The 25,676-nt window shown below is 56.6% G+C and carries 17 protein-coding genes and 2 pseudogenes; 11 read left to right on the top strand and 8 right to left on the bottom strand.

Annotated features, from left to right (window positions below; all coding sequences use genetic code 11):
- Positions 1–4: 4 nt before the first annotated feature.
- The 3 genes from CSK29544_RS22875 to CSK29544_RS11685 all read left to right on the top strand — a co-directional run bounded on the left by CSK29544_RS22875 (position 5) and on the right by CSK29544_RS11685 (position 2,753).
- The gene (locus CSK29544_RS22875) at positions 5–802 is read left to right on the top strand and encodes a fimbrial biogenesis chaperone (protein ID WP_029039684.1); all 798 of its coding nucleotides are present in this window, start codon (positions 5–7) and stop codon (positions 800–802) included.
- A 139-nt stretch (positions 803–941) separates the two neighbouring features.
- Entirely contained in the window at positions 942–1,154 is a 213-nt protein-coding gene (locus CSK29544_RS11690; protein WP_007794706.1) for a KTSC domain-containing protein, read from the top strand.
- A gap of 105 nt (positions 1,155–1,259) precedes the next feature.
- A complete protein-coding gene (locus CSK29544_RS11685; protein ID WP_029039683.1) occupies positions 1,260–2,753 on the top strand; it encodes a SulP family inorganic anion transporter in 1,494 nt (497 codons plus the stop codon).
- A gap of 75 nt (positions 2,754–2,828) precedes the next feature.
- Here the strand turns inward: CSK29544_RS11685 and CSK29544_RS11680 are convergent, their stop codons facing one another.
- The 5 genes from CSK29544_RS11680 to CSK29544_RS11660 form a co-directional block, all read right to left on the bottom strand.
- Positions 2,829–4,475 carry a multidrug ABC transporter permease/ATP-binding protein gene (locus CSK29544_RS11680; RefSeq protein ID WP_007897489.1) on the bottom strand — a complete coding sequence of 549 codons (1,647 nt, stop codon included), beginning with the start codon at positions 4,473–4,475 and terminating at the stop codon, positions 2,829–2,831.
- A gap of 78 nt (positions 4,476–4,553) precedes the next feature.
- Complete coding sequence (gene alkB, locus CSK29544_RS11675; protein WP_007897488.1) at positions 4,554–5,198, bottom strand: DNA oxidative demethylase AlkB; 645 nt, start codon at positions 5,196–5,198, stop codon at positions 4,554–4,556.
- Entirely contained in the window at positions 5,198–6,262 is a 1,065-nt protein-coding gene (ada, locus tag CSK29544_RS11670) for a bifunctional DNA-binding transcriptional regulator/O6-methylguanine-DNA methyltransferase Ada (protein ID WP_007897487.1), read from the bottom strand. The genes alkB and ada overlap by 1 nt, the downstream gene beginning before the upstream one ends.
- Positions 6,263–6,334: 72 nt before the next feature.
- Positions 6,335–7,366, bottom strand: a complete 1,032-nt coding sequence (gene apbE, locus CSK29544_RS11665; RefSeq protein ID WP_007897486.1) for an FAD:protein FMN transferase ApbE — start codon at positions 7,364–7,366, stop codon at positions 6,335–6,337.
- 96 nt (positions 7,367–7,462) lie between these two features.
- Positions 7,463–8,602, bottom strand: coding sequence for a porin OmpC (locus CSK29544_RS11660; RefSeq protein ID WP_004387479.1), 1,140 nt, complete (start codon positions 8,600–8,602; stop codon positions 7,463–7,465).
- Between the two features lie 836 nt (positions 8,603–9,438).
- Between CSK29544_RS11660 and rcsD the strand changes: the two are divergent.
- The 4 genes and pseudogenes from rcsD to rcsB all read left to right on the top strand — a co-directional run.
- Positions 9,439–11,895, top strand: a pseudogene (gene rcsD, locus CSK29544_RS11655) (phosphotransferase RcsD); the annotation flags it as partial.
- 55 nt (positions 11,896–11,950) lie between these two features.
- Positions 11,951–12,648, top strand: a protein-coding gene (locus tag CSK29544_RS11650; protein ID WP_095033700.1) for an IS1-like element IS1B family transposase whose coding sequence is annotated in 2 segments (ribosomal slippage) — positions 11,951–12,200 and positions 12,200–12,648 — 699 coding nt in all. Because the reading frame shifts where the segments join, the coding sequence is not laid out codon by codon here.
- 15 nt (positions 12,649–12,663) lie between these two features.
- A pseudogene (locus CSK29544_RS11645) lies at positions 12,664–12,870 on the top strand (Hpt domain-containing protein); the annotation flags it as partial.
- Between the two features lie 16 nt (positions 12,871–12,886).
- Entirely contained in the window at positions 12,887–13,537 is a 651-nt protein-coding gene (gene rcsB / locus CSK29544_RS11640) for a response regulator transcription factor RcsB (protein ID WP_007676706.1), read from the top strand.
- Positions 13,538–13,707: 170 nt separating this feature from the next.
- On the opposite strand, the gene rcsC is transcribed toward rcsB, so the two are convergent.
- A complete protein-coding gene (rcsC, locus tag CSK29544_RS11635; protein WP_007897481.1) occupies positions 13,708–16,557 on the bottom strand; it encodes a two-component system sensor histidine kinase RcsC in 2,850 nt (949 codons plus the stop codon).
- 185 nt (positions 16,558–16,742) lie between these two features.
- Positions 16,743–19,379, bottom strand: a complete 2,637-nt coding sequence (gene gyrA, locus CSK29544_RS11630) for a DNA topoisomerase (ATP-hydrolyzing) subunit A (protein ID WP_007897480.1) — start codon at positions 19,377–19,379, stop codon at positions 16,743–16,745.
- A 159-nt stretch (positions 19,380–19,538) separates the two neighbouring features.
- Here gyrA and ubiG point away from each other — a divergent pair, with 159 nt between their 5' ends.
- The 4 genes from ubiG (at position 19,539) to yfaE (ending at position 24,519) form a co-directional block, all read left to right on the top strand.
- Positions 19,539–20,270: a bifunctional 2-polyprenyl-6-hydroxyphenol methylase/3-demethylubiquinol 3-O-methyltransferase UbiG gene (ubiG, locus tag CSK29544_RS11625; RefSeq protein WP_007897478.1), complete on the top strand. Its 732-nt coding sequence runs from the start codon at positions 19,539–19,541 to the stop codon at positions 20,268–20,270.
- Between the two features lie 352 nt (positions 20,271–20,622).
- Entirely contained in the window at positions 20,623–22,908 is a 2,286-nt protein-coding gene (nrdA, locus tag CSK29544_RS11620) for a class 1a ribonucleoside-diphosphate reductase subunit alpha (RefSeq protein ID WP_007897476.1), read from the top strand.
- A 224-nt stretch (positions 22,909–23,132) separates the two neighbouring features.
- Entirely contained in the window at positions 23,133–24,263 is a 1,131-nt protein-coding gene (gene nrdB, locus CSK29544_RS11615; protein WP_004387472.1) for a class Ia ribonucleoside-diphosphate reductase subunit beta, read from the top strand.
- A 1-nt stretch (position 24,264) separates the two neighbouring features.
- Entirely contained in the window at positions 24,265–24,519 is a 255-nt protein-coding gene (gene yfaE, locus CSK29544_RS11610) for a class I ribonucleotide reductase maintenance protein YfaE (RefSeq protein WP_007699900.1), read from the top strand.
- A 90-nt stretch (positions 24,520–24,609) separates the two neighbouring features.
- Here the strand turns inward: yfaE and glpQ are convergent, their stop codons facing one another.
- The gene (gene glpQ, locus CSK29544_RS11605) at positions 24,610–25,668 is read right to left on the bottom strand and encodes a glycerophosphodiester phosphodiesterase (protein WP_004387470.1); all 1,059 of its coding nucleotides are present in this window, start codon (positions 25,666–25,668) and stop codon (positions 24,610–24,612) included.
- Between the last annotated feature and the right edge of the window lie 8 nt (positions 25,669–25,676).

The following is a 25,676-nucleotide window of genomic DNA, read 5'->3' as shown; positions in this document are numbered from 1 at the left end:
TATTATGTCTGCCAGTAAATTATTTTCAAAAACTACGTTGATGACGTTGCTCATTTCAGGTGGAATTAGCTGGGCGCAGGGCGCACAGGCCGCAGATACTGTCCAGATGACCATGACGGGAATTATCCAGGCGCCTGCAGCGACGGCATCCGGAGCGCAAACCGGCGTCGTGATTGAAGGAACGCGGGTTATTTATCAGCCAGGACAAAAACAACATTCTTTGACCGTACGAAACCAGAGCAAAGAACGCTGGCTGATTGAATCATGGGTGGATAGCGATGCAGTCACGGGCACAACAGACAGTGCGTCAACACCACCATTTGAAGTATCCCCAGCGTTATTCCGACTCGACCCGAATAACGTCAGAAAACTTCATATTATTTACAAAAATGCACCTCTTCCCACTGACCGGGAATCGGTTTACTGGATCACGATTAAAGCCAGCCCGCAAGGGCTGGAACAAAAAAGACATGCGCTGGCTGTGGCCATAAATCAGCGGATGAAATTATTTTACCGTCCTGCCGGTTTAAAAGCACCGACCCGCAGCGATTATCAAAAAGTGATATTTAGCCGGGCGGGAAATACCCTGCATGCGGAGAATCCGACACCTTACTGGATTACCTTTTATTCCCTGATGGTGGGCGAAAAAACAATTGATACGCAAGGAAGAATGTTGCCACCAAAAGGATCAGCAACCTATTCTCTGCCGCCAGAGCCTGGCGGGGATAATATCGTCTGGCAGGTGACTGACGATCGCGGCGGAAACAGCCTCAGGCTGGGATCACGCCTCGTATCTCAATAGCTGTGCTCTGGTTCTGGCGTTAAAATATCCATCAAAACCAGCCGTTAAGGCTGGTTTTTTTATCTGCGATGTCCTCGGCCGCTCTCACAGGTTTCAGCGCTATACTTCATACCATTGTCTCATCCGCCGCGAGGACGTAATGCAACGAGAAGATGTCGTCTCCAGAAGCCTGGCGTCGGTCGGCTATGACCTGGACCGCCGGGTGCTGGAAATCGCCTTTCACAGCGGCGCGGTCTATCACTACCAGAACGTGCCGGAGCAGGTGTGGCTCGCGCTGGCGCGCGCCCCATCAAAGGGCCGCTACTTCCGTAAAGCCATTCAGGACCGCTTTCCTTACCAGCGTGTTGAGTAATCGGCGCGGTCGCAAGGCTGGCGTTTTGTCGCCTTGCTCTGTACCATCGCCCGTCCCTGCTGCCCGCAAAGGGCGGCGCTCATTATAAAACACCTGCAAATACTCATGTCTGATACTCAAACTGCGGCTCGGGCGGTGCCTGAGCTTTCTGTCGCGCATGTGCTGCGCACACCGCGCCTGCTGATGCGCGAAACGCTGGCGGGCGTTTTGACCGCGCTGGCGCTGATCCCGGAAGTGATTTCGTTCTCGGTCATTGCGGGCGTCGACCCGAAAGTGAGCCTTGTGGCGTCCATTGTGCTGTGCTTCAGTATGTCCCTGCTCGGCGGACGCCCGGCGATGGTCACCGCGGCGGCAGGCTCGGTGGCGCTGGTTATTGGCCCGATGGTGCATCAGCACGGCGTCGGCTACATTCTTCCCGCGCTGGTGCTGGGCGGCATCATCCAGATCCTCTTCGGGCTGCTGGGGCTGGCGCGCATGATGCGTTACATCCCGCGCTCGGTGATGACCGGCTTTGTGAACGCGCTCGGCATCCTGATTTTTATGGCGCAGGTGCCGCACGTCTGGGGGCAGAGCCAGATGGTCTGGCTGCTGTTTGCCGCCACGCTCGCCATCGTGCTTCTCCTGCCGCGCATGACCAAAAGCGTGCCGTCGCCGCTGGTGGCGATTGTCGCGGTAACGGTCATCGCCTGGGCGTGCGGGCTGACGCCGCCGACGGTCGGCGACGAAGGCCCGATGACGCCGGGCCTGCCGGGCTTTACGCAACTACTGGTGCCGCTTAACCTGGACACCCTGCGTATCGTCTGGCCCTGCGCGCTGAGCATCGCGTTTGTCGGGCTGATGGAATCGCTTTTAACAGCGCGTCTGGTGGATGACATCACCGACACGCCGTCCAGCAAACGCCGCGAATGCTGGGGGCTGGGTGTTGCCAATATCCTGAGCGGGTTTTATGGCGGCATCGGCGGCTGCGCGATGATCGGCCAGACGGTGGTGAACGTAGAGCTGGGCCGCGCCCGCTCGCGCTTTTCCACCATCGCCGCCGCGCTGGTATTATTGCTGATGGTGACCGGGCTGAGCGCCGTGATGGCGCAGATCCCGATGGTCGTGCTGGCGGGCATTATGATGGTGGTCGCGGCGAAAACGCTGAACTGGCATAGCATCGCGCCTGCCACGCTCAAACGCATGCCGGTCTCTGAAACGCTGGTGATGGTCGTTACCGTTATCGCCACCGTCTGGACCGGCAACCTCGCTATTGGTGTCGCGGGCGGCGTACTGTTTGCGATGATGCTCTTCGCGCGTCGCGTTGCCCACGTGGTGCGCGCTGAGCGCGAGGTTATCGATAACGGAGCCGCGGTGCGCTACCGGGTGCGCGGCCCGCTGTTTTTCGCAAGCAGCAACGATCTCTACGAGCATTTCCGCTACGCCGACGATCCGGCGCGGGTGATCATCGATTTAACCCACGCGCAGATTTGGGACGCCTCGACCGTCGCGGCGCTGGACGCCATCGAAACGCACTATCAGCGCTATAACGCGAAAGTGGAAATTGAAGGGCTGGATATGCGCAGCCACGAATTCCACCAGCGGCTGAGCGGTAAACTCTGAAAAAACCACCGCCAGCGCGGTGGTTTAAGGCTCTGCAAGGCGGAAGAACGTTTCCGCCTTTTTGATGCGCGCGGCTTAACTGCCGGTGCGCGCCAGCACGTCGCGGCTCGCGAGCTGGCGCTCGTCGCCGGTCAGTTCGGACAGCACGCCCTGGCGCATCTCCAGCAGCCGGTCGGCATGAATGAAATAGTGATCGTCATGACTGATGGCGAACACGGTTTTACCCATCTCTTTCATCAGCGGCAGCAGCACCTGATAAAACTCGCGGCGGAAATGCGGGTCCTGATCGGCGGCCCATTCATCAAGCAGGATGATATCGCGCCCTTCCGCCAGCGCCAGCAGCAGCGCCACGCGCTTTTTCTGCCCTTTCGAGAGTTTCAGGTTGAGGATTTTGCCGTTCTCAAGCGTCAGCTTATTGACCATTTTCAGGCGATGAAGCCAGGTTTCCACCAGCGCCGGGTCCGCCTCTTCACCGCCTGGGCCGAGCAGTTTGTCAAACAGCCAGACATCGGTGAACACCGCCGAAAAATGCTGGCGGTACGCGGCCATGTCGCCTGCGGCGAGCGGTTTGCCGTCGATCAGGATTTCGCCGGATGCGGGTTCATACAGCCCCGTTAAGAGCATGGCGAGCGTCGATTTGCCGCTGCCGTTGCCGCCAATCAGGAACAGCAGTTCGCCGCGATGGATAGTGAGATTAATCGGCCCCACGCTGAAACTGCCGTCGTGATAGGTAAAGGTGACGTCACGTAATTCCAGCTGCTGCCAGTGGTCATTGCGCGCCGGGCGTTCAAAGGCCGGCTCATAAGGCACGAGCTGAAACTGTTTGAGTTTGTTAAACGCCACCTGGGCGGAGAGCAGCGGCGGCAGCGCGCCCATCGCCGCAAGCAGCGGCGTGCGCAGGAATAGCAGCGCCAGCGAATAGGTGGCCGCGACGGTAGTATCGGCCCAGCCAAGCCCGTTCGCCATCCAGAACACCAGGCCAATCACGCCGAGCATCATAATATTCGACCAGTTAACGGCGCTCAGATGGAAAGTATCGGCGCGGATAATCTGTTCGCGGTAACGCTGCGCGTCCGGCGTGTAGATCTTATCGAAGATGTACTCTGCGCGCTCGCGGTTGAGCGCCAGCTCTTTGCGCCCTTCCAGCACTATCTGGAAATCTTCATACAGGCTGTCCTCCACCTCACGAAGCGTGGAGAGGTGTTTATAGACCCGCTGCACCAGCAGATAGCCTGTCCACATTGTCACCGCGATCCACAGCGCGGTTACCACAAGCATTTTGCCGGACAGCCAGCCGAGGTAGGCGGCGCTGCCGAGCGTCAGAATAACGCCCTGTACCAGCTCCGGCAGGCGCACAAACGCGACGGTGATATTGCGCACATCGCTCGCCAGCCCTGCCAGCAGCGTGGCGCTGCCGAGCTTTTCTATCTGCCCGACCGGCGTATCCATAATGCGTTTGATAAATTCACCGCGCAGCCGGTAAACAAAGTGGTGGCCGAGCATGGTCAGCGCCAGCTGGGAGCCGAGCGTCACCGCCATCAAAAGCACCAGCAGGCCGAGAAACTCCGGCAGCACCGAGGCATTAAGATCGACAGTGGCAATCAGGCGTTGATTAATGAAGGCGATAAGCCCGATGCCGAGCGCCGCGCTGGCGAGGCTCAGCGCGAGCACCAGAGAAAACGGCCAGCGATACTGGCGCCAGACGAGACGCAGAAGTTCCATAAATAAACATGACTCAGGCTGTGAAAACAGCGAGCAGTTTAAACGGCTGCGCGGTCACATCAAGAATAATTCTTATTTTTATCCACGCGCCTGGCGGAAGGTAAGATTGTAGCGATATTCCCCGGTCGCCGGGTGCTGGCCGGGCTTGAGCGGCTGTATACCGTGATAAAACAGCCGCGACGGCCCGCCCCACACCACCACATCGCCATGCTCAAGCAACAGACGCTTTAGCGGATCGTTACGTTTCAGGCCGCCGAACTGAAACACGGCGGGCAGCCCAAGCGAAACGGACACAATCGGCGCGCGCAGATCCGGCTCGTCTTTATCCTGATGCAGCGACAGCTTCGCGCCCGGCGCGTAGCGGTTGATAAGACAGGCGTCCGGCGTGAAACTGGTGTAGCCCGCCGCGCTCGCGGCCGCGTCGCACAGCGTGCGAAAGGCATCCGGCATCGCGGGCCACGGCGCGCCGGTTTGCGGGTCGACCTGGGCGTAAAGATAGCCTTTCTGGTTGGTGCTCCAGCCCACCTCCCCGCAGTTGGTCATCGCCACCGACATGGTATAACCGCCGGGCGTCACCATATGGCGAAACGGCGAACGGGCCGCGACGGCCTCAATGCCCGCCATCAGCGCGGGCGCAGAGGCGAGCGCGAAACGGCGCAGCACCACCGCACCGTCGGCGAGCGGCTCCTGCCAGGGGTCGGCATCGGCAAAAAGATCGAGCATTATTTCTCCTGTTCACGTTCGCGAGCGAGCAGCCGCGCCTTACGGTCAGCGCCCCAGCGGTAGCCGGAGAGCGCCCCGTCGCGGCGCACCACCCGGTGACACGGCACCACGATAGCGAGCTTGTTGGCCGCGCAGGCGCTGGCGACAGCGCGCACCGCCTGCGGATTGCCGGTACGCTCCGCGAGCGCTTGATAGCTTATCGTGCTGCCGGGCGGCACTGACTGTAGCGCCTGCCAGACGCGCAGTTGAAACGCGGTGCCGCGTAAATCGAGCGGCAGCGCCAGTTCGCCCTGTGGTGCATCGAGCCACGCAATAACCTGCGCCACCTGCGCACGGAAAGTGTTATCCGGCGCGAGACGCTCCGCATGCGGGAAAATGGTCGCGAGTTCTGCTTCAAGCGCCGCCGCGTCATCCGCCAGCAGCACGGCGCAGAGTCCGCGATCGCTGGTCGCGACCAGACACAGCCCCGCCTCGCAGGGCGCGATGGCGTAGCGAATTGCAGTCTGTTCGCCGCCGCGCCGGTACTGCCCCGGACGCATGCCGAGCGCGCGGTCGGCGTCGCGGTAGAGCGCGCTGCCGGAGGAAAACCCGGCCTCCCAGAGCGAATCCGTAACGCTCATGCCGCCACGCAGCGCCGCCTGGAGTTTTTGCGCGCGTAGCGCATTTTGCCAGGCTTTGGGCGTCATGCCGGTAATCGCTTTGAATTCGCGATGAAAATGATACGGGCTCATGGCGGCGCTTTCGGCAAGTGCTGCCAGCGTCAGCGGCGTGTCGCTTTGTTCCATGAGCCGACAGGCCGCCGCGATACGCTGCGCTTTTTGCGCCTGCGGCGTGAGCCCTGCCGGCTGGCAGCGTTTGCAGGGGCGAAAACCTGCCGCGCTGGCGGCGCTGGCATCTTCGTAAAAACGCACGTTTTCGCGAAGCGGCCTGCGCGCCCGGCACGACGGGCGACAGAAAATCCCGGTGGTCACCACCGCAAAGACAAAAGCGTTATCGGCACGCGCGTCGCGGCTTTCCACCGCCTGCCAGCGGGCGTGCTCGCTGGTAAAATCTGCTACGTTCATGGCGCTCTCCTTCTTACAGGTTAGCGTGAGTTTGCCCGACCAGCCGCCTGTGAAAACGCATCTTCTTGCTTTTTAATTTTCGGTTTTCTCAATGAAGGTTGCGAACTGCGGTGACATCCAGGTCGCGAAGCCGTCGCCCTCGCGGGTGATCAAATAAACGGCGAGCTTCTCACGCAACGCCACGGCTTTCGCTTTTTCCGGGCCGAGCACCATCAGCCCGGTGTCCCAGGCGTCTGCTTCCAGCGCAGTTGGCGATATCACCGTTACCGAGACCAGCTTATGCGTGATGGGCCGCCCAGTCGCGGGGTCAATCACGTGCGACAGGCGTTTGCCGTCAAGCTCATAATAGTTGCGGTAGCTGCCGGAGGTACTGATGCCGTGGCCGTTAATATCCACCACTGCCTGGACGGCGTTTTCCTGGTCGGTTGGCTTCTGGATAGCCACACGCCACGGATGCCCGCCAGGGTTCATGCCGCGGCTTGCGAGCGCGCCGCCCACCGACACCAGATAGCGGCTGATGCCCTCTTCTTCCATCAGGCGCGCCAGATGATCCGCGGCGTAACCTTCGCCGACGGTGGAAAGGTCGACATACAGGTCGGGCAGATCTTTTTGCAGCCACTGCTGCCCGGCACCGTTGATAACTTTCAGGTGCGACAGGCCGGTGCGCGCGCGGGCCGCGTCGATCTGTGCCTGATCCGGCGTTTCCACCGGCTGTTTATCCGGGCCGAAGCCCCAGAGATTAACGAGCGGCCCGACGGTAATATCCATCGCGTTGTCGGTTTTCGCGCCAACGCGCAGCGATTCGGTAACGATATCGGCCATCGCCTCATCGACCGGCCAGGGCGCCGTGGTGCGGGCATGATTAAAACGCATCAGCGCGGAGTCGTCCTTCCAGGTAGAGAGGAGCCGGTCGTCGGCGTCGAGGCGCGCCTGGATTTTCTCACGCAGTTCGCTTGCGCGCGCTGTATCAACGTCCGCCAGGCTGACGCGCCACGACGTCCCCATCGTTTTGCCTTCCAGCACCAGCGCCTGCGGGGCGTTGTCACAACCGGCAACCATCAAGGCAGCAGTCAGCAGCAGGGTTCGTAAAGCCAGTAATTTCACACATTTCTCCTCTGTAACGGCGGCGACAGGTTACCCTAATTTCTTCAGACATAAAAAAAGGAGCCCGCAGGCTCCTTTTGCACATCAGGTCGGGGATTAGAACTGGTAAACCAGGCCTACCGCTACGACGTCATCGGTGCCGATACCAGCCTGACGGGTGAATTTGTTGTCATCCAGCAGGTTGATTTTGTAATCCACGAAGGTGGACATGTTTTTATTGAAGTAGTAGGTCGCGCCAACATCAACGTATTTCAGCAGATCCTGGTCGCCGAAAGATTCGCCGGTGGTTTTGTTGGCGATGTCTTTACCGCGGGACTGCAGGTAAGCCACGGACGGACGCAGGCCGAAGTCGAACTGGTACTGTGCAACCACTTCGAAGTTCTGCGCTTTGTCAGCAAAACCGTAGATGTCGCTGCGGTCGCCGTTAGAGGTACCGAAACGGGTTGCGTTGTAAGTCTGGGAGTACTGCGCTGCCAGGTAAATGTTGTTCGCGTCGTATTTCAGGCCGCCGGAGTAAACTTCAGCGTGGTCGCCTTCACCGAACAGGGCAGCATTGCTGGCGTTCTGGTCAGCAGTACGTTTGGAGGTTGCCATCGCGCCGCCTACGCTGAAGCCTTCGCCCAGATCGTAGGTCAGAGACATGCCGTAGCCGTCGCCGTTCTGTTTCAGCAGGCTGCGACCGCCAGTGGCGTCGTTTTCACCGGAAACGCTGCCGTTTTTACCCTGGTACTGCAGGGCAAAGTTCAGGCCGTCAACCAGACCGAAGAAGTCGGTGTTACGGTAGGTCGCGATGCCGTTGCCGCGAGACTGCAGGAAGTTATCCGCACCGTAAGTGTCGCCGCCGAATTCCGGCAGAACGTCGGTCCAGGAGGTCACGTCATAGATAACGCCGTAGTTACGACCGTAATCGAAAGAACCTGCGTCACCGAATTTCAGGCCAGCGAACGCCACACGGGTCCAGGACTGGTTGTCGTTTTCAGCGGTGTTGCCCTGAATCTGATATTCCCACTGGCCGTAACCGGTGATCTGATCGTTAACCTGGGTTTCGCCTTTGAAGCCGATACGCATGTAGGTCTGGTCGCCGTCAGCGCCTTTGTCGTCAGAGAAGTAATGCTCAGCGTCAACTTTACCGAACAGATCTAATTTGTTGCCGTCTTTATTATAGATTTCTGCCGCATTTACGCTGCCTGCAACCAGCAGAGCCGGGACCAGCAGGGAGAGAACTTTAACTTTCATTATATTAACCCTCTGTTATATGCCTTTATATTATTATTGCCACTGCTCACTAATTCAGGGAACTAGCGGGCAAATCCATTGTCCGAAACCGGAGCCGAATAATCCAACAGGAATATGATACGAAAACTTTTTAGGTGTTTCATAATGCCTACAAAATGTAAAAAAGTATTAATGAAAGGGAACTTTTTTCCGCACTAATCGCTAAATAAATTCGCACTAATTATCAAGAAAACACAATTAATTTAGTAAAATCAATAACATTACCATTCAGATTATTTACCGCACTGAATGCCAAAACCAAATAAGAAGAGTCCACTAAAATAACTCTCGCTATCATCATTAACTTTATTTATTACCGTCATTCAGATCTGAATGTTCGTTTTACCCCTATTACCGCCGGATGCTCGCATCCGGCATTTTTTTGCCTGAAATTTCTGTTTCAACTATTTCTGGGTAAATTAGCGTAAAGTTAACGACTATTAATTAATCATATTGCCGTTATTTTGTTCGCCAGCAAATTATCCTCCCCGTTATCTTCACTCAATAGGGCACCGTCCTGACGCGGTCGAAAGCCACGTATGTCGCAGTTTCAGACCGTTCTCACCATCTGGTAAATCATACGTTTCGCTTTATACTTCATTGTTTGCGATACTGTTAAAGAAGACGGTTATCGCCCCGATAAGCCCTGTGCTACGGGCGTCGCGCGCTGGTTTCACCGCGACGTTGCAGGACAAAAGGCAAAAAAATGGATAGCTGCCGCCGGCGCAGCACGGTTCTCTTTTCTTTACACGGCGCAGGCCGGTGGATTACGCACAATAATGAGTCAGCCAGACGCAATGATCCCCAATAAATTTTCCCTTATGCCGGGCAGTATTACCCGTTTCTTCCTTTTACTGATTGTGGTGTTGCTGGTGACGATGGGCGTGATGGTCCAGAGCGCCGTCAACGCCTGGCTGAAAGACAAGAGCTACCAGATAGTCGATATCTCCCACGCGCTGCATAAACGGGTAGATACCTACCGCTACGCCACCTGGCAGATTTATGACAACATCGGTGCCAGCGCCGCAGGCCAGAACGGCGAAGGCTTACAGGAAACGCGTCTGCGCCAGGATGTCTATTATCTGGAAAAGCCGCACCGCAAAACCGAAGCGCTGATTTTCGGCTCGCACGACAGTTCGACGCTCGATATGACGCAGCGGATTTCAAGTTATCTCGACACGCTGTGGGGCGCGGAAGGCGCGCCGTGGTCGATGTATTATCTCAATGGCCAGGACAACAGCATGATCCTGGTCTCCACGCTGCCGTTAAAAGATCTCTCCGCCGGTTTTAAAGAGAATTCCATTAACGCGATCGCCGATTCGCGCCGCGCCGAGATGCTTCAGCAGGCGAACGCGCTGGATGAGCGCGAGAGCTTCTCTCCGTTGCGCAAACTCGCCTGGCAGAACGGTTACTATTTCACCCTGCGCACCACGTTTAACCAGCCGGGCCATCTGGCGACGGTCGTGGCGTTTGACGTGCCGATTAACGATCTGATCCCGCCTGGCATGCCCCTTGAGAGCTTCCGCCTTGAGCCAGACAGCAGCCAGAACGCGCTTACAGGCCAGAATAAAGACGATCCGGACAGCGTCACTATTAATTTCAACAGCAACCGCATTGAGATCTCGTCCGCGCTGACCAGCACACAGCTGCGCATCATCTGGGAAGTGCCGTTCGGCTCTCTGCTGATGGAAACGCTGCAAAATATCCTGCTGCCGCTGCTGCTCAACATCGGCCTGCTTGCGCTGGCGCTGTTTGGTTATACCACCTTCCGCCACCAGCCGAGTCGCCCGGTGGAGGCCGTTACCAACAGCGCGAATAATGCTGAGCTGCAAATGCTGCGTGCGCTGAACGAAGAGATTTTGAGCGTGCTGCCGCTGGGGTTACTGGTGCACGACCAGGAATCCAGCCGCACTATCATGAGCAACAAAATCGCCGACCACCTGCTGCCGCACCTGAATCTGCAAAACATCACGTCAATGGCGGATCAGCATCAGGGCATTATTCAGGCGACAGTCAATAACGAGCTCTATGAGATCCGATTGTTCCGAAGCCAGGTGGTGCCGCGCACTCAGATTTTCATTATTCGCGATCAGGATCGTGAAATTCTGGTGAACAAAAAGCTTAAGCAGGCGCAGCGTTTGTATGAGAAAAACCAGCAGGGCCGCTCGGCGTTTATGCAGAATATCGGCGCGGCGCTGAAAGAGCCAACGCAACAGCTGGCGCACCAGGCGGCGCTGATTGAAGCACCGGAAAGCCAGGTGCTCGCCGAACAGGCCGAGCGCATCGCGCGCCTGGTGGATGAAATTCAGCTGGTGAATCAGCTGGAGGCGGATTTCTGGCGCCCGACGCCTACCGACTTCACCATTCAGGAGCTGATTGACGAAGTGGTCCCGGAAGTGCTGCCGGTCATCAAGCGTAAGGGTTTACAACTGCTGATTAATAACCAGCTTGCCGCTAATGAAGAGCGCCACGGCGATCGCGAGGCGCTGCGTAAAGTGCTGCTGATGCTGCTGCACTACTCCGTCACCACCACGCAGATTGGCAAAATTACGCTTGAAATTATGGCGGAAGAAGGTGCGCGCGAGCGTCTGCTGTTCCGCGTGCTGGATACCGGCGAAGGCATCAGCAACAGCGAAATCGATAACCTGCACTTCCCGTTCCTGAACGACACCTCTAACGATCAGTTTGGCAAAGCTAACGGCCTCACCTTTTATCTGTGCAACCAGCTGGCGCGCCGCCTCGGCGGTCATCTGAATATCAAAGCCCGCAAAGAGCTGGGTACGCGCTATTCGCTGCACGTGACGATGCCGGTGGAGCCGCTGGAGACCGAAGAGAGCGACGAGCGGCTGCTGGATGACGTTATCGCGATGATCGATATTACATCGAACGAAGTTCGTAATGTGGTGGTGCGCCAGCTCGAACAGTGGGGCGCGTCCTGCATCACGCCGGACGAAAGATTATCAAGTCAAGAGTACGATATATTTTTGACTGATAATCCGTCTAATCTTACTGCCAACGGCCTGCTTTTAAGCGATGATGAGGCCGGCGTACGACGCATCGGACCAGGACAGCTGCGCGTCAACTTTAATATTAGTCACGCAATGCAGGAAGCAGTGCTACAACTAATTGAAGAGCAACTGGCGCAGGAAGATATTCCTGAATCTCCAATGGGCGGCGATGAAAATGCGCAGCTTCATGCCAGCGGCTATTATGCGCTGTTCGTCGATATGGTACCGGATGATGTTCAGAGATTGGGTGATGCTGCCAACTTACTGATTTAGTGTATGATGGTGTTTTTGAGGTGCTCCAGTGGCTTCTGTTTCTATCAGCTGTCCCTCCTGTTCAGCTACTGACGGGGTGGTGCGTAACGGCAAAAGCACCGCCGGACATCAGCGCTATCTCTGCTCTCACTGCCGTAAAACATGGCAACTGCAGTTCACTTACACCGCTTCTCAACCCGGTACGCACCAGAAAATCATTGATATGGCCATGAATGGCGTTGGATGCCGGGCAACCGCCCGCATTATGGGCGTTGGCCTCAACACGATTTTCCGCCATTTAAAAAACTCAGGCCGCAGTCGGTAACCTCGCGCATACAGCCGGGCAGTGACGTCATCGTCTGCGCGGAAATGGACGAACAGTGGGGATACGTCGGGGCTAAATCGCGCCAGCGCTGGCTGTTTTACGCGTATGACAGGCTCCGGAAGACGGTTGTTGCGCACGTATTCGGTGAACGCACTATGGCGACGCTGGGGCGTCTTATGAGCCTGCTGTCACCCTTTGACGTGGTGATATGGATGACGGATGGCTGGCCGCTGTATGAATCCCGCCTGAAGGGAAAGCTGCACGTAATCAGCAAGCGATATACGCAGCGAATTGAGCGGCATAACCTGAATCTGAGGCAGCACCTGGCACGGCTGGGACGGAAGTCGCTGTCGTTCTCAAAATCGGTGGAGCTGCATGACAAAGTCATCGGGCATTATCTGAACATAAAACACTATCAATAAGTTGGAGTCATTACCCAGAGATTGTATACTGAATCGTCCGCCGGCGATTTTGCTGCGCTGGCGCAGACGGCGCACCGCCTGAAGGGGGTGTTCGCTATGCTGAATCTGGTTCCCGGCAAACAGTTATGTGAAACACTGGAGCATCTTATTCGCGAGAAGGATGCCACAGCCATAGAAAAATATATCAGCGACATTGACGTTTACGTCAAGAGCCTGCTGTAGCAAGGTAGCCTAATACATGAACAATATGAACGTAATTATTGCCGATGACCATCCGATTGTTCTGTTCGGCATTCGCAAATCTCTTGAACAAATCGAGTGGGTGAATGTTGTCGGTGAGTTCGAAGATTCCACAGCATTAATTAACAATTTGCCGAAGCTGGACGCGCATGTCCTTATCACCGACCTCTCCATGCCGGGCGATAAATACGGCGACGGCATTACGCTTATTAAATACATTAAGCGCCATTTCCCGACCTTATCTATTATCGTGCTGACGATGAACAATAACCCGGCCATTCTGAGCGCCGTGTTAGATCTCGATATCGAAGGGATTGTTCTTAAGCAAGGCGCGCCGACAGACCTGCCGAAAGCGCTGGCTGCGCTGCAAAAAGGCAAGAAATTTACCCCGGAAAGCGTCTCCCGTCTGCTTGAGAAGATCAGCGCAGGCGGCTATGGCGATAAACGCTTGTCGCCGAAAGAGAGCGAAGTGCTGCGTCTGTTTGCCGAAGGTTTCCTGGTGACAGAAATCGCCAAGAAGCTGAACCGCAGTATTAAAACCATCAGTAGCCAGAAGAAATCGGCGATGATGAAGCTCGGCGTGGATAACGATATCGCGCTGCTGAACTACCTCTCTTCCGTAAGCCTGACGCCTGCGGATAAAGAGTAATTCCTGCTGTCCCTGCCCGCCGGGCAGGGACACACCGCCGTCTCCCGCCCTGCTTTTCCTGCCATTTTTACACAATCAATCAATGCCGCTAATGATGACGCGCTATGGGTTTTAATTCTCACACGGGTAAACCATCGCGCGCCGCTCATGCATGAGGGCGCGCGTTACGATTAACCGCGCGTCTTGCGAACCCTGTCGGCATACACCGCCAGCGTCTGCTTCAGCACATCCAGCGTCACCGGTTTAGACAGACAGCTGTCCATCCCGGATTCCAGGCAGCGCTGCTTCTCTTCCGCCAGCGCGTTAGCGGTCACGCCCACAACCGGCAGCGTCATGCCAAGCTCGCGAATACGCTGCGTCAGGCGGTAACCGTCCATGTTCGGCATGTTGACGTCGCTTAATACGATATCAATATGGTTTTTGCTGAGCACATTGAGCGCGTCCACGCCGTCATTCGCGGTACGGCACTGATAGCCCAGCGTACCGAGCTGATCGGCCAGCAGTCGGCGGTTGATCGGGTGGTCATCCACCACCAGAATCATCATATCTTCGTTCTGTTCGGCGCTGGTGGAGGACGCAGGCAGTACAGGCTCGCTGCCCGGCACGTCGACATTAATGCTGTAGATACGCCCCAGCAGCGTCAGAAGTTCATGCGGTGCGGCGACGCTGTGCATCCAGACGCCCGGACTGCGCTCCACCGGCATTCCGATATGACGGCGGCAGAAGAAGATAACCCCTCTGCCCTGCCACTCGACGCAGTTTTCATCGTCGGTAATCAGGATATCGTCTTTATCCGGCGTTTCGCCGTGATGATTTTGTACGCGGATATTGTTGCGCGAGAGCAGGCCCTGCAAATATTCGCACAGCGACGCGTTGCGTACCGCCAGCCAGCAGCGCTTATTGGAAAGCCCGTCGACGTTGGGCTTCGGCGGCAGCTGCGCCTGCCAGAGCGGAATGCGGATGGTAAACTGACTGCCCATACCCGGCTCGGTATCGACCGAAATATCGCCGTCCATCATGTTGATGAGTTTTTCGCAGATAGCGAGCCCAAGCCCTGTTCCCTGGAAGTTGCGCTGCACGCCGGTTCCCACCTGGAAGAACGGATCGAAGAGCCGCACGACCTCTTTCGCCGGAATGCCAACACCGGTGTCGCGCACGCGGAAGCAGAGATAATCGCCCTGAGTACCGACATGCAGAATAATGCAGCCGATGTCGGTGAATTTAATGGCGTTGCTCAGCAGGTTGGAGATCACCTGTTGCAGTCGCATCGGGTCGCCCAGCAGCGACATCGGCACGTCTGGCTCGATAAAGCAGTAGAGGCCGAGCTGTTTACGCACCACCAGCGGCTGATAGTTGGCAGTGATATGGCTCATCACTTCGCGCGGTGAAAACTCGCGCGGCTCGATTTTGAGCTGTTCCGATTCGATTTTAGAGAAATCGAGAATATCGCTGATGATTTTCAGCAGCAGGCTTGAAGAGTTATGCATCGCCGTCACCAGACGATCGACGCCTTTCGGCAGCTCCTGCGTTTGCAGAAGATCGAGGTTACCGATAATCCCGTAGAGCGGCGTGCGCAGCTCGTGGCTGACGGTCGCCAGGAACATCGATTTCGACTGGCTCGCCTGCTCGGCCGCCTGGGCCATCTCCTGCAGCGACTCTTCCATTTTGACGCGCGCCGAGACATCCACCAGCACGCAGATCGCCACGTTTTCATTGCGATAGCGCGAATGCACGAAGCTGATTTGCAGGTTGGTGTTGTTGCTGGTGAGCACGTCGACGAAATTCACCTGCTGCCCGCAGATAATCTGCGTGAGCCGCTGGCGGTCTTCATGCGTCAGCATGTTCAGATAGTTATGCGCCAGCTCGTTGGAGATAATATTGGTCCCGTCCTGGGTGCGCAGAATACAGATCCCGACCGGCGCGGAGGCAACGATTTTACGGTTGAACTGCTCATGTTCTTCCAGACGCTGGGCGTCGTTTTCCGCCGGAATAAAGATGCGCCGCTCATACATGCGCGCCAGCGTAAACAGCACAATCCCCACCAGCACATTCAGCAGTACGGCGTTGAGGATAAGCATCCGGATGCGCTCCAGCACCAGATCGACCGGCACGGAATAGACAATGCTGAGCGACGACGGCGGCAGGCTCTTTTTTAGAATCAGCTGCTTAAAGCCAGACGTATAGCCAAACCACGCGCGCTCCTGCTCCCACTCGCCATTCGGCTCAAGGTTGGTTTCCGAACCGGTAAGCGAAAAGAGCGGCCGATCGTTTTCATCGAGAATCGTCACACCCATCGGCATACTGCCGGGCGTAAAGAAATTTTCAATGCGGATGGTCTGCTCAATACCCAGCAACCCCTGCAGGCGGTTCGCCAGGTAGACTGGCGTCAGCGAATAGAAATTACCGATACCAGGACGCTGGCCAGCCGATACCCAGAACAAGCTGTTGCTACGTTCGTCCTGCGGCGCGTTGCGATATTTAATGATGCGCTCATGCAGCGCCTGCAGGGTTTTGTCGCGCTCAAGCGGGATCTCACGCAGACCAAAATCCGCCATGCAGAGGTTATCGGAGCCTATCAGAAACACGCGGTTTAAATCATAAGCGGCGGAGAAGTTATCGTGCCAGTAGCGCAAAAACCAGGAGAGTGATTGCAACGAGCCGCGCCAGCTCGTCCCGAGCGAGTTACAGTCGGAATCGGAAAACAGCGGCACAAACGACGGCGCGTTCAGCGCATCATTTTGCCCACGCCCGCTTTTCATCAGCGCATCGATATTTTCCAGCCGGTTTTCAGCCACATACTTCAGCTCTTTCATCACATCAGACGTGCGCTGAATATAGCGCTGCGCCTGATCGTAACTAAGGTTAAATTCCTGACGAATTTCCGACTCTTTCACATGCAGCGCGCTTACGATGTAAAACACCGAAAACAGGGCGATAAGCAGCCAGAGCAGCAGCGCCAGCGCCCGGAAAAGATAGCGAGACACTTTAAGCGTCGAGCGGAAAGAGACGAAGTATTTCAAGGGGGCACCAGCCAGCCGTGAGGTAAGAAAAAGGAATGCCGTTAAGGTAGCCGCAAAACCCTTGTGCCGCAACGGCAACGCGCTTATCCGGCGATATTCAGAGCAGCCTGCGCCGCAAAAAGAAAGGGCCGGTCAGACCGGCCCTTTCATAAGGCAAAACACGGTGTGCGAAAGCCGCGCGACGATTACTCGTCTGCGTCGTCCGCCGCATCGTCGTCGGCGTCGGTTTCCGGCGCGATGTCGTCATCGCCTTCCGCCACGCTGCCGTCGATGGAGTCGAGCTCTTCGTCATCCACCGGCTCGGCGACACGCTGCAGACCCACCACGTTTTCATCTTCCGCGGTACGGATGAGGATAACGCCCTGAGTGTTACGGCCTACCACGCTGATTTCCGACACGCGCGTACGCACAAGCGTACCGGCATCGGTGATCATCATGATTTGGTCAGCGTCATCGACCTGCACCGCGCCGACCACCGGCCCGTTGCGATCGGTCACCTTGATGGAGATAACCCCTTTCGTCGCGCGCGACTTGGTCGGGTACTCTTCCACCGCGGTACGCTTGCCGTAACCGTTCTGGGTGGCGGTCAGGATAGCGCCTTCGCCGCGCGGCACGATAAGCGACACGACGCTGTCGCCCTCGCCGAGGCGAATACCGCGCACGCCGGTGGCGGTACGGCCCATCGGACGCACGGCGTCTTCTTTAAAGCGCACCACTTTGCCCTGCGCGGAAAACAGCATCACTTCGTCTTTACCTGCGGTCAGGTCGACGCCGATAAGCTCATCGCCTTCGTTCAGGTTCACCGCGATGATACCGGCGGTACGCGGACGGCTGAACTCGGTCAGCGCCGTTTTCTTCACGGTGCCGCTCGCGGTCGCCATAAAGACGTTAACGCCCTCTTCATACTCGCGTACCGGCAGAATCGCGGTGATACGCTCGTTCGCTTCCAGCGGCAGCAGGTTGACGATAGGACGTCCACGCGCGCCACGGCTCGCTTCCGGCAACTGGTAGACTTTCATCCAGTAGAGACGACCACGGCTGGAGAAGCAGAGGATCGTATCGTGGGTGTTGGCCACCAGCAGGCGGTCGATAAAGTCTTCTTCTTTAATACGTGCGGCGGATTTGCCTTTACCACCGCGGCGCTGCGCTTCGTAATCTGTCAGCGGCTGATATTTCACATAGCCCTGGTGAGACAGGGTGACCACCACATCTTCCTGGTTGATCAAATCTTCGATGTTGATATCGGCGCTGTTGGCGGTGATTTCAGTGCGGCGCTCGTCGCCAAACTGGTCGCGGATAAGCTCCAGCTCTTCGCGGATCACTTCCATCAGGCGGTCAGCGCTGCCGAGGATATGCAGCAGCTCAGCGATTTGCTCCAGCAGCTCTTTGTACTCGTCGAGCAGTTTTTCATGCTCAAGGCCGGTGAGCTTTTGCAGACGCAGATCGAGGATCGCCTGCGCCTGTTGCTCGGTCAGCCAGTATTTGCCATCGCGAATACCGAACTCCGGCTCCAGCCACTCCGGACGCGCGGCGTCATCACCGGCGCGCTCCAGCATCGCAGAAACGGTGCCAAGCTCCCACGCCTGCGCGATGAGGCCCGCTTTCGCTTCCGACGGGGTCGGCGCGCGGCGAATCAGTTCGATAATCGGATCGATGTTGGCCAGCGCAATCGCCAGACCTTCTAAGATATGCGCGCGCTCGCGGGCTTTGCGCAGTTCGAAGATGGTGCGGCGGGTCACGACTTCACGACGGTGGCGAACAAACGCCGCCAGAATCTCTTTCAGCGTCATGATCTTCGGCTGACCGTGGTGCAGCGCGACCATGTTGATACCGAAAGACACCTGCAGCTGCGTCTGGGAATAGAGATTATTGAGCACCACTTCGCCCACGGCGTCGCGTTTGATCTCAATAACAATGCGCATACCGTCTTTGTCAGACTCGTCGCGCAGCGCGCTGATGCCTTCGACGCGTTTCTCTTTCACCAGTTCGGCGATTTTCTCGATCAGGCGCGCTTTGTTCACCTGATACGGAATTTCGTGCACGATAATGGTTTCGCGGCCGTTTTTCGGATCGACTTCCACTTCCGCGCGCGCGCGAATGTAAATTTTGCCGCGCCCGGTGCGGTACGCCTCTTCAATGCCGCGACGGCCATTGATGATGGCAGCAGTCGGGAAATCCGGGCCGGGGATGTGCTCCATCAGCCCTTCGATGCTGATATCTTCATCATCGATATAGGCGAGGCAGCCGTTGATCACTTCCGTCAGGTTATGCGGCGGAATGTTGGTCGCCATCCCGACCGCGATACCGGAAGCCCCGTTTACCAGCAGATTCGGGATTTTGGTCGGCATGACGTCCGGGATTTTTTCCGTGCCGTCATAGTTATCGACAAAATCAACGGTTTCTTTGTCGAGGTCGGCCATCAGTTCATGGGCGATTTTCGCCAGACGGATTTCCGTATAACGCATCGCCGCGGCGGAGTCGCCGTCGATAGAACCGAAGTTGCCCTGACCATCCACCAGCGTATAGCGCAGCGAGAACGGCTGAGCCATACGTACAATGGTATCGTAGACGGCGGAATCACCGTGGGGATGGTATTTACCGATTACGTCACCAACGACACGGGCGGATTTTTTGTAGGCTTTATTCCAGTCATTGCCCAACACGTTCATGGCGTAAAGTACGCGACGGTGTACCGGTTTGAGGCCATCTCGGACATCCGGAAGCGCGCGGCCGACAATAACCGACATCGCGTAATCCAGATAGGAGTTCTTTAACTCTTCCTCAATGTTGACCGGTGTAATTTCTCTGGCAAGGTCGCTCATCTGACCGTTATCCCTCTACTGTGTCCCGGATTCAAAGGTCGCAAATTATAACACAGCCGCGGCCTGTTCGGTAAACCGAATAGCCCCGTCAGGCCGCTTTATTCCCTACTAACGCCTGTTATACTCGACGCTCTTGCGAAGAAAGGAGTAAAGGCGTCCATGAATGCTGAAAAACCGCCCGTTGCGCACAACGTAGACTTAGAAGAAATCGCCAAATTTGAAGCTGTCGCTTCGCGCTGGTGGGACACTGAAGGGGAATTTAAACCGCTGCATCGCATTAACCCGCTGCGTCTTGGCTATATCGCCGAACGCGCCGGTGGCCTGTTCGGGAAAAAAGTGCTGGATGTCGGCTGCGGCGGCGGCATTCTCTCAGAGAGTATGGCGCGCGAAGGGGCGAACGTCACGGGGCTCGATATGGGCGCGGAGCCGTTGGCGGTGGCGCGTCTACACGCGCTGGAAAGCGGCGTTGAGCTTAACTATGTTCAGCAGACCGTGGAAGAACACGCCGCGCAGCATGCCGGCGCCTATGACGTGGTGACCTGCATGGAGATGCTCGAACACGTGCCGGACCCGCGCTCGGTGGTGCAGGCCTGCGCTCAACTCGTAAAGCCCGGCGGCCACGTCTTTTTCTCCACGCTTAACCGCAACGCCAAATCCTGGCTGATGGCGGTGGTAGGCGCAGAATATGTGCTGCGCATGGTGCCCAAAGGCACGCACGATGCCAAAAAATTCATTCGCCCTTCCGAACTGCTGGCCTGGGTGGATGAAACCCCGCTGGAAGAGCGTCATATCATCGGTCTGCACTACAATCCGCTGACCAACCGCTTTAAGCTCGCGCCGGGCGTTGATGTTAACTATATGTTGCATACACAGGCTAAAAAACCTGTCTGAAAACCGTCCTGTCAGAAGCTTTTCGTATTAAAAATTGCGCAACGTTCTGTTGCGCCATTTCTTTCCTGACCAGGAAATCAGCGTTCGATCAAATTTTCATTTTTTTTCCTGCCGCCTTGACAAGCCCTCAAGGCCTTATGTGATGAGGACTTACTTAATTTCGAGATTTTGCAACCGCAAATTAACACCGAAATCAAGGCTTGTTCTCAAAAGAATCCCGACTAGAATACTCACCATATAGCGTTTCACTTATCTCAAACCCCCTATATATAGTATTTATCCACAGAGTTAGTCACTTGTGGATAAGCGGGGGATATTTCTATTTCACGGATTTCACGGACAGGTATTACCCATGAATCAGAGTCTGCTGGTAACAAAACGAGATGGCAGCCAGGAACGCATCAACCTGGATAAAATTCATCGTGTTCTGGACTGGGCTGCGGAAGGTCTGCATAACGTCTCCATCTCCCAGGTAGAGCTGCGTTCTCACATTCAGTTCTACGACGGCATCAAAACCTCCGATATTCATGAAACCATCATCAAGGCGGCGGCGGATCTTATTTCCCGCGACGCGCCGGACTATCAATACCTGGCCGCGCGCCTGGCGATTTTCCACCTGCGCAAAAAAGCCTACGGTCAGTTCGAGCCGCCGAAACTGTACGACCATGTCGTGAAGATGGTGGAGCTGGGTAAATATGACCACCACCTGCTGCAGGATTACAGCGAAGAAGAGTTTGCGCAGATGGACGGTTTTATCGACCACTGGCGCGATATGAACTTCTCCTACGCCGCCGTGAAGCAGCTTGAAGGGAAATACCTGGTCCAGAACCGCGTTACCGGTGAGATCTACGAAAGCGCGCAGTTCCTCTACATTCTCGTGGCGGCGTGCCTGTTCTCTAACTACCCGCGCGAAACCCGTCTGGATTACGTGAAGCGTTTCTACGATGCGGTCTCCACCTTTAAAATTTCGCTGCCGACGCCGATCATGTCCGGCGTGCGCACCCCGACCCGTCAGTTCAGCTCCTGCGTAATGATCGAGTGCGGCGACAGCCTGGATTCCATCAACGCCACTTCCAGCGCCATCGTGAAATACGTTTCCCAGCGCGCCGGTATCGGCATCAACGCGGGCCGCATCCGTGCGCTCGGCAGCCCAATCCGCGGCGGCGAAGCGTTCCACACCGGTTGCATTCCGTTCTACAAACATTTCCAGACGGCCGTGAAATCCTGCTCGCAGGGCGGCGTTCGCGGCGGCGCGGCCACCCTCTTCTACCCAATGTGGCATCTGGAAGTCGAAAGCCTGCTGGTGCTGAAAAACAACCGCGGTACCGAAGCGAACCGCGTGCGTCACATGGACTACGGCGTACAGATCAACAAGCTGATGTACCAGCGCCTGCTGAAAGGCGAAGACATCACGCTGTTCAGCCCGTCCGACGTGCCGGGCCTGTATGACGCGTTCTTCGCCGATCAGGACGAGTTCGAGCGTCTGTACACCAAATATGAGCAGGACGAGAGCATCCGCAAACAGCGCATTAAAGCGTCTGAGCTGTTCTCGCTGATGATGCAGGAGCGCGCCTCTACCGGCCGTATCTACATCCAGAACGTGGATCACTGCAACACCCATAGCCCGTTCGATCCGGTTGTCGCGCCGGTGCGTCAGTCTAACCTGTGCCTGGAAATCGCGCTGCCGACCAAACCGCTGGATGATGTAAACGACGAAAACGGTGAAATCGCGCTCTGCACCCTGTCTGCTTTCAACCTGGGCGCTATTGAGAGCCTGGACGAGCTGGAAGAGCTTTCTACGCTGGCAGTTCGTGCGCTGGACGCCCTGCTGGATTACCAGGATTACCCGATTCCGGCGGCTAAACGCGGCGCGATGGGCCGTCGTACTCTCGGCATCGGCGTGATTAACTTCGCTTACTATCTCGCGAAGCACGGCGTGCGTTACTCCGACGGCAGCGCCAACAATCTGACGCACAAAACGTTCGAAGCGATTCAGTACTACCTGCTGAAAGCCTCTAACGAGCTGGCGAAAGAGCAAGGCGCATGCCCGTGGTTCAATGAAACCACCTACAGCAAAGGCATTCTGCCGATCGACACCTACAAGAAAGATCTGGATGCGATCGCCAGCGAGCCGCTGCATTACGACTGGGAAAGCCTGCGCGAATCCATCAAGACGCACGGCCTGCGTAACTCCACGCTGTCCGCGCTGATGCCGTCCGAGACCTCTTCGCAGATCTCCAACGCCACCAACGGCATTGAGCCGCCGCGCGGCCACATCAGCATCAAGGCGTCGAAAGACGGTATCCTGCGTCAGGTGGTGCCGGACTACGAACAGCTGAAAGATCAGTACGAACTGCTGTGGGAAATGCCGGGCAACGACGGCTATCTGCAGCTGGTGGGCATCATGCAGAAGTTCATCGACCAGTCGATTTCTGCTAACACCAACTACGATCCGACACGCTTCCCGTCAGGTAAAGTGCCGATGCAGCAGTTGCTGAAAGACCTGCTCACCGCTTATAAGCTCGGTGTGAAGACGCTGTATTATCAGAACACCCGCGATGGCGCGGAAGATGCCCAGGACGACCTGGCGCCATCCATTCAGGATGACGGCTGCGAAAGCGGCGCATGTAAAATCTAACACGCAGGGCGGGGAAACCCGCCCTCTTGTTGTTAAGGCCGTAGGGTGGGTAAGCGAAGCACACCCACCATTTATAGCCGAACCGTTAACAGCCGAACCGTTGGCCGTAGGGTGGGTAAGCAAAGCGCACCCACCGTTAACAGCCGAACCGTTGGCCGTAGGGTGGGTAAGCGAAGCGCCCCCACCGTCAACAGCCGATATTGTTTGCAGACAGGATCTACGTCATGGCCTACACCACATTTTCACAGACGAAAAACGACCAGCTTCTTGAACCCATGTTTTTTGGCCAACCGGTCAACGTGGCGCGTTACGATCAGCAAAAATATGAAATTTTCGAAAAGCTTATCGAAAAGCAGCTGTCATTCTTCTGGCGTCCTGAAGAAGTGGACGTTTCCCGCGACCGCATCGATTTCCAGGCGCTGCCGGAGCATGAAAAACACATTTTCATCAGCAACCTGAAATACCAGACGCTGCTTGATTCCATCCAGGGCCGCAGCCCGAACGTGGCGCTGCTGCCGCTGATCTCCATCCCGGAGCTGGAAACCTGGGTCGAAACCTGGGCGTTTTCCGAGACCATTCACTCGCGCTCTTACACCCACATCATCCGCAATATCGTCAACGATCCGGCGGTGGTGTTTGACGATATCGTCACCAACGAGCAGATCTTAAAGCGCGCCGAAGGCATCTCGCATTACTACGACGATCTGATCGAGATGACCAGCTACTGGCACCTGCTGGGCGAAGGCACTCACAGCGTCAACGGCAAAACCGTGACCGTGAACCTGCACGAGCTTAAGAAAAAGCTCTACCTGTGCCTGATGAGCGTCAACGCGCTGGAAGCGATTCGCTTCTACGTCAGCTTCGCCTGCTCTTTCGCCTTCGCCGAGCGCGAACTGATGGAAGGCAACGCGAAAATCATCCGTCTGATTGCCCGCGACGAAGCGCTGCACCTGACCGGCACCCAGCACATGCTGAACCTGATGCGCAGCGGCGAAGACGATCCGGAAATGGCGGCGATTGCCGAAGAGTGCAAACAGGAGTGCTATGACCTGTTCGTGCTGGCGGCGCAGCAGGAGAAAGAGTGGGCGGAATACCTGTTCCAGGGCGGCTCCATGATCGGCCTGAACAAAGATATTCTGTGCCAGTACGTTGAGTACATCACCAATATCCGTATGCAGGCTGTCGGTCTGGATCTGCCGTTCAAAACCCGCTCCAACCCGATTCCGTGGATCAACACCTGGCTTGTGTCTGATAACGTGCAGGTAGCGCCGCAGGAAGTGGAAGTGAGCTCTTATCTGGTCGGCCAGATCGATTCTGAAATCGACCATGACGATCTGAGCAGCTTCCAGCTCTGATATGGGTCGCATTACGCTTCGCGTGACGGGCACCGAGCTGTCGTGCCCGGACGAGCACCCTTCCCTGCTGGTGGCGCTGGAGTCACACGCGGTGACGGTAGAGTACCAGTGCCGTGAAGGCTATTGCGGCTCGTGCCGCTGCAAACTGGTCGCAGGCCAGGTGCAGTGGCTGACCAAACCGCTGGCGTTTATTCAGGAAGGCGAGATTTTGCCCTGCTGCTGTAAACCGCAGGGCGATATTGAGATTGAGATGTAACAACGCCGTATTGTCGGGTGGCGCGACGCTTACCCGGCCTGGCAAACCATACTACCAGGCCGGATCAGGCGAAACCGCCACCCGGCAATATCAGCGATTATCTTTCAAAAAACTCACCGCTTTATCCGGGAAATCGGTAAATAGCCCGTCCACTTCCGCCTTGTTATACAGCACGTCATAAAGCTGATTCACGTCCGTGGCGTATACCGGCAACTGGTCGGCGCGCACCGTATACGGGTGCACCTGCAAATGGCTGGCGTGCGCCTCTTTCGCCATATCGGTCAGCGTCACGTGGTCTTTGGTCGAGCCTTCTGCCACCAGCATATGGTAATCCGGCCCGATGCCGTCGGCGTACTGCGCAATCTGCTTCATGGCACCCGGTTTAAACATCCAGTCATAGCGATAGTTTACCCATTTGCCATCGGCCTGCTTCTCCTGGGTTTCGTTCCAGTCGGTGTAAGCGATAAGCTGCACCAGCTTCAGATCCATTCCCAGTTTCGGCTCCAGCTCATTTTTAATGCGCTTAAGCTCGTTGGCGTCGAAACATTGCAGATAGACCTTATCCTGCTTCGTGGTGTAGCCATATTTTTTCAGGGTTTCCAGCACCTTAAGGGCGATGTCTTTCCCCTCCTGATGGTGGAACCACGGCGCTTTGATCTCCGGGTAGATACCAATGTTTTTACCGGTGGAGTGGTTCAGCCCCTGCACAAATTCGATCTCTTCTTCAAAGGTATGCACCCGGAAATCGGATTTGCCCATCGGGAAGCGGCCGGGGAATGTCTGCACCTTTTTGCCGTTTTCCAGCTCGAAGCCTTCGCTGAATTTCAGCGATTTGATCTCCGCGAGCGTGAAATCGATTGCGTAGTAGCGGCCATCTTTACGCGCGCGGTCCGGGAAGCGCTCCGCCACGTCGGTGACGCGATCCAGGTAGTGGTCATGCAGCACCACCAGCTGGTCATCTTTGGTCATCACCAGATCCTGCTCAAGGTAATCCGCGCCCTGCGCATAGGCCATCGCTTTGGCAGGCAGCGTATGCTCCGGCAGGTAGCCACTGGCACCGCGATGCGCGATCACCAGTTTATCCGCCGCCAGCGCGCTTGCCGACATTACGCCAATCGCCAGCGCCGCCAGCGTCATTTTCAGTTTCATCGGTGCTC

Origin of the sequence: Cronobacter sakazakii, assembly GCF_000982825.1 — a bacterium.
Taxonomy (GTDB): domain Bacteria; phylum Pseudomonadota; class Gammaproteobacteria; order Enterobacterales; family Enterobacteriaceae; genus Cronobacter; species Cronobacter sakazakii.
This window is presented reverse-complemented; position numbering and strand designations above follow the sequence as displayed.

What these genes read in the sequence shown, in the direction of transcription:
- CSK29544_RS22875 (WP_029039684.1), top strand. Translation starts at nt 5, where the DNA reads ATGTCTGCCAGTAAATTATTTTCAAAAACTACGTTGATGACGTTGCTC.
- CSK29544_RS11690 (WP_007794706.1), top strand. Translation starts at nt 942, where the DNA reads ATGCAACGAGAAGATGTCGTCTCCAGAAGCCTGGCGTCGGTCGGCTAT.
- CSK29544_RS11685 (WP_029039683.1), top strand. Translation starts at nt 1,260, where the DNA reads ATGTCTGATACTCAAACTGCGGCTCGGGCGGTGCCTGAGCTTTCTGTC.
- CSK29544_RS11680 (WP_007897489.1), bottom strand. Translation starts at nt 4,475, where the DNA reads ATGGAACTTCTGCGTCTCGTCTGGCGCCAGTATCGCTGGCCGTTTTCT.
- alkB (WP_007897488.1), bottom strand. Translation starts at nt 5,198, where the DNA reads ATGCTCGATCTTTTTGCCGATGCCGACCCCTGGCAGGAGCCGCTCGCC.
- ada (WP_007897487.1), bottom strand. Translation starts at nt 6,262, where the DNA reads ATGAACGTAGCAGATTTTACCAGCGAGCACGCCCGCTGGCAGGCGGTG.
- CSK29544_RS11660 (WP_004387479.1), bottom strand. Translation starts at nt 8,602, where the DNA reads ATGAAAGTTAAAGTTCTCTCCCTGCTGGTCCCGGCTCTGCTGGTTGCA.
- rcsB (WP_007676706.1), top strand. Translation starts at nt 12,887, where the DNA reads ATGAACAATATGAACGTAATTATTGCCGATGACCATCCGATTGTTCTG.
- gyrA (WP_007897480.1), bottom strand. Translation starts at nt 19,379, where the DNA reads ATGAGCGACCTTGCCAGAGAAATTACACCGGTCAACATTGAGGAAGAG.
- ubiG (WP_007897478.1), top strand. Translation starts at nt 19,539, where the DNA reads ATGAATGCTGAAAAACCGCCCGTTGCGCACAACGTAGACTTAGAAGAA.
- nrdA (WP_007897476.1), top strand. Translation starts at nt 20,623, where the DNA reads ATGAATCAGAGTCTGCTGGTAACAAAACGAGATGGCAGCCAGGAACGC.
- nrdB (WP_004387472.1), top strand. Translation starts at nt 23,133, where the DNA reads ATGGCCTACACCACATTTTCACAGACGAAAAACGACCAGCTTCTTGAA.
- yfaE (WP_007699900.1), top strand. Translation starts at nt 24,265, where the DNA reads ATGGGTCGCATTACGCTTCGCGTGACGGGCACCGAGCTGTCGTGCCCG.
- glpQ (WP_004387470.1), bottom strand. Translation starts at nt 25,668, where the DNA reads ATGAAACTGAAAATGACGCTGGCGGCGCTGGCGATTGGCGTAATGTCG.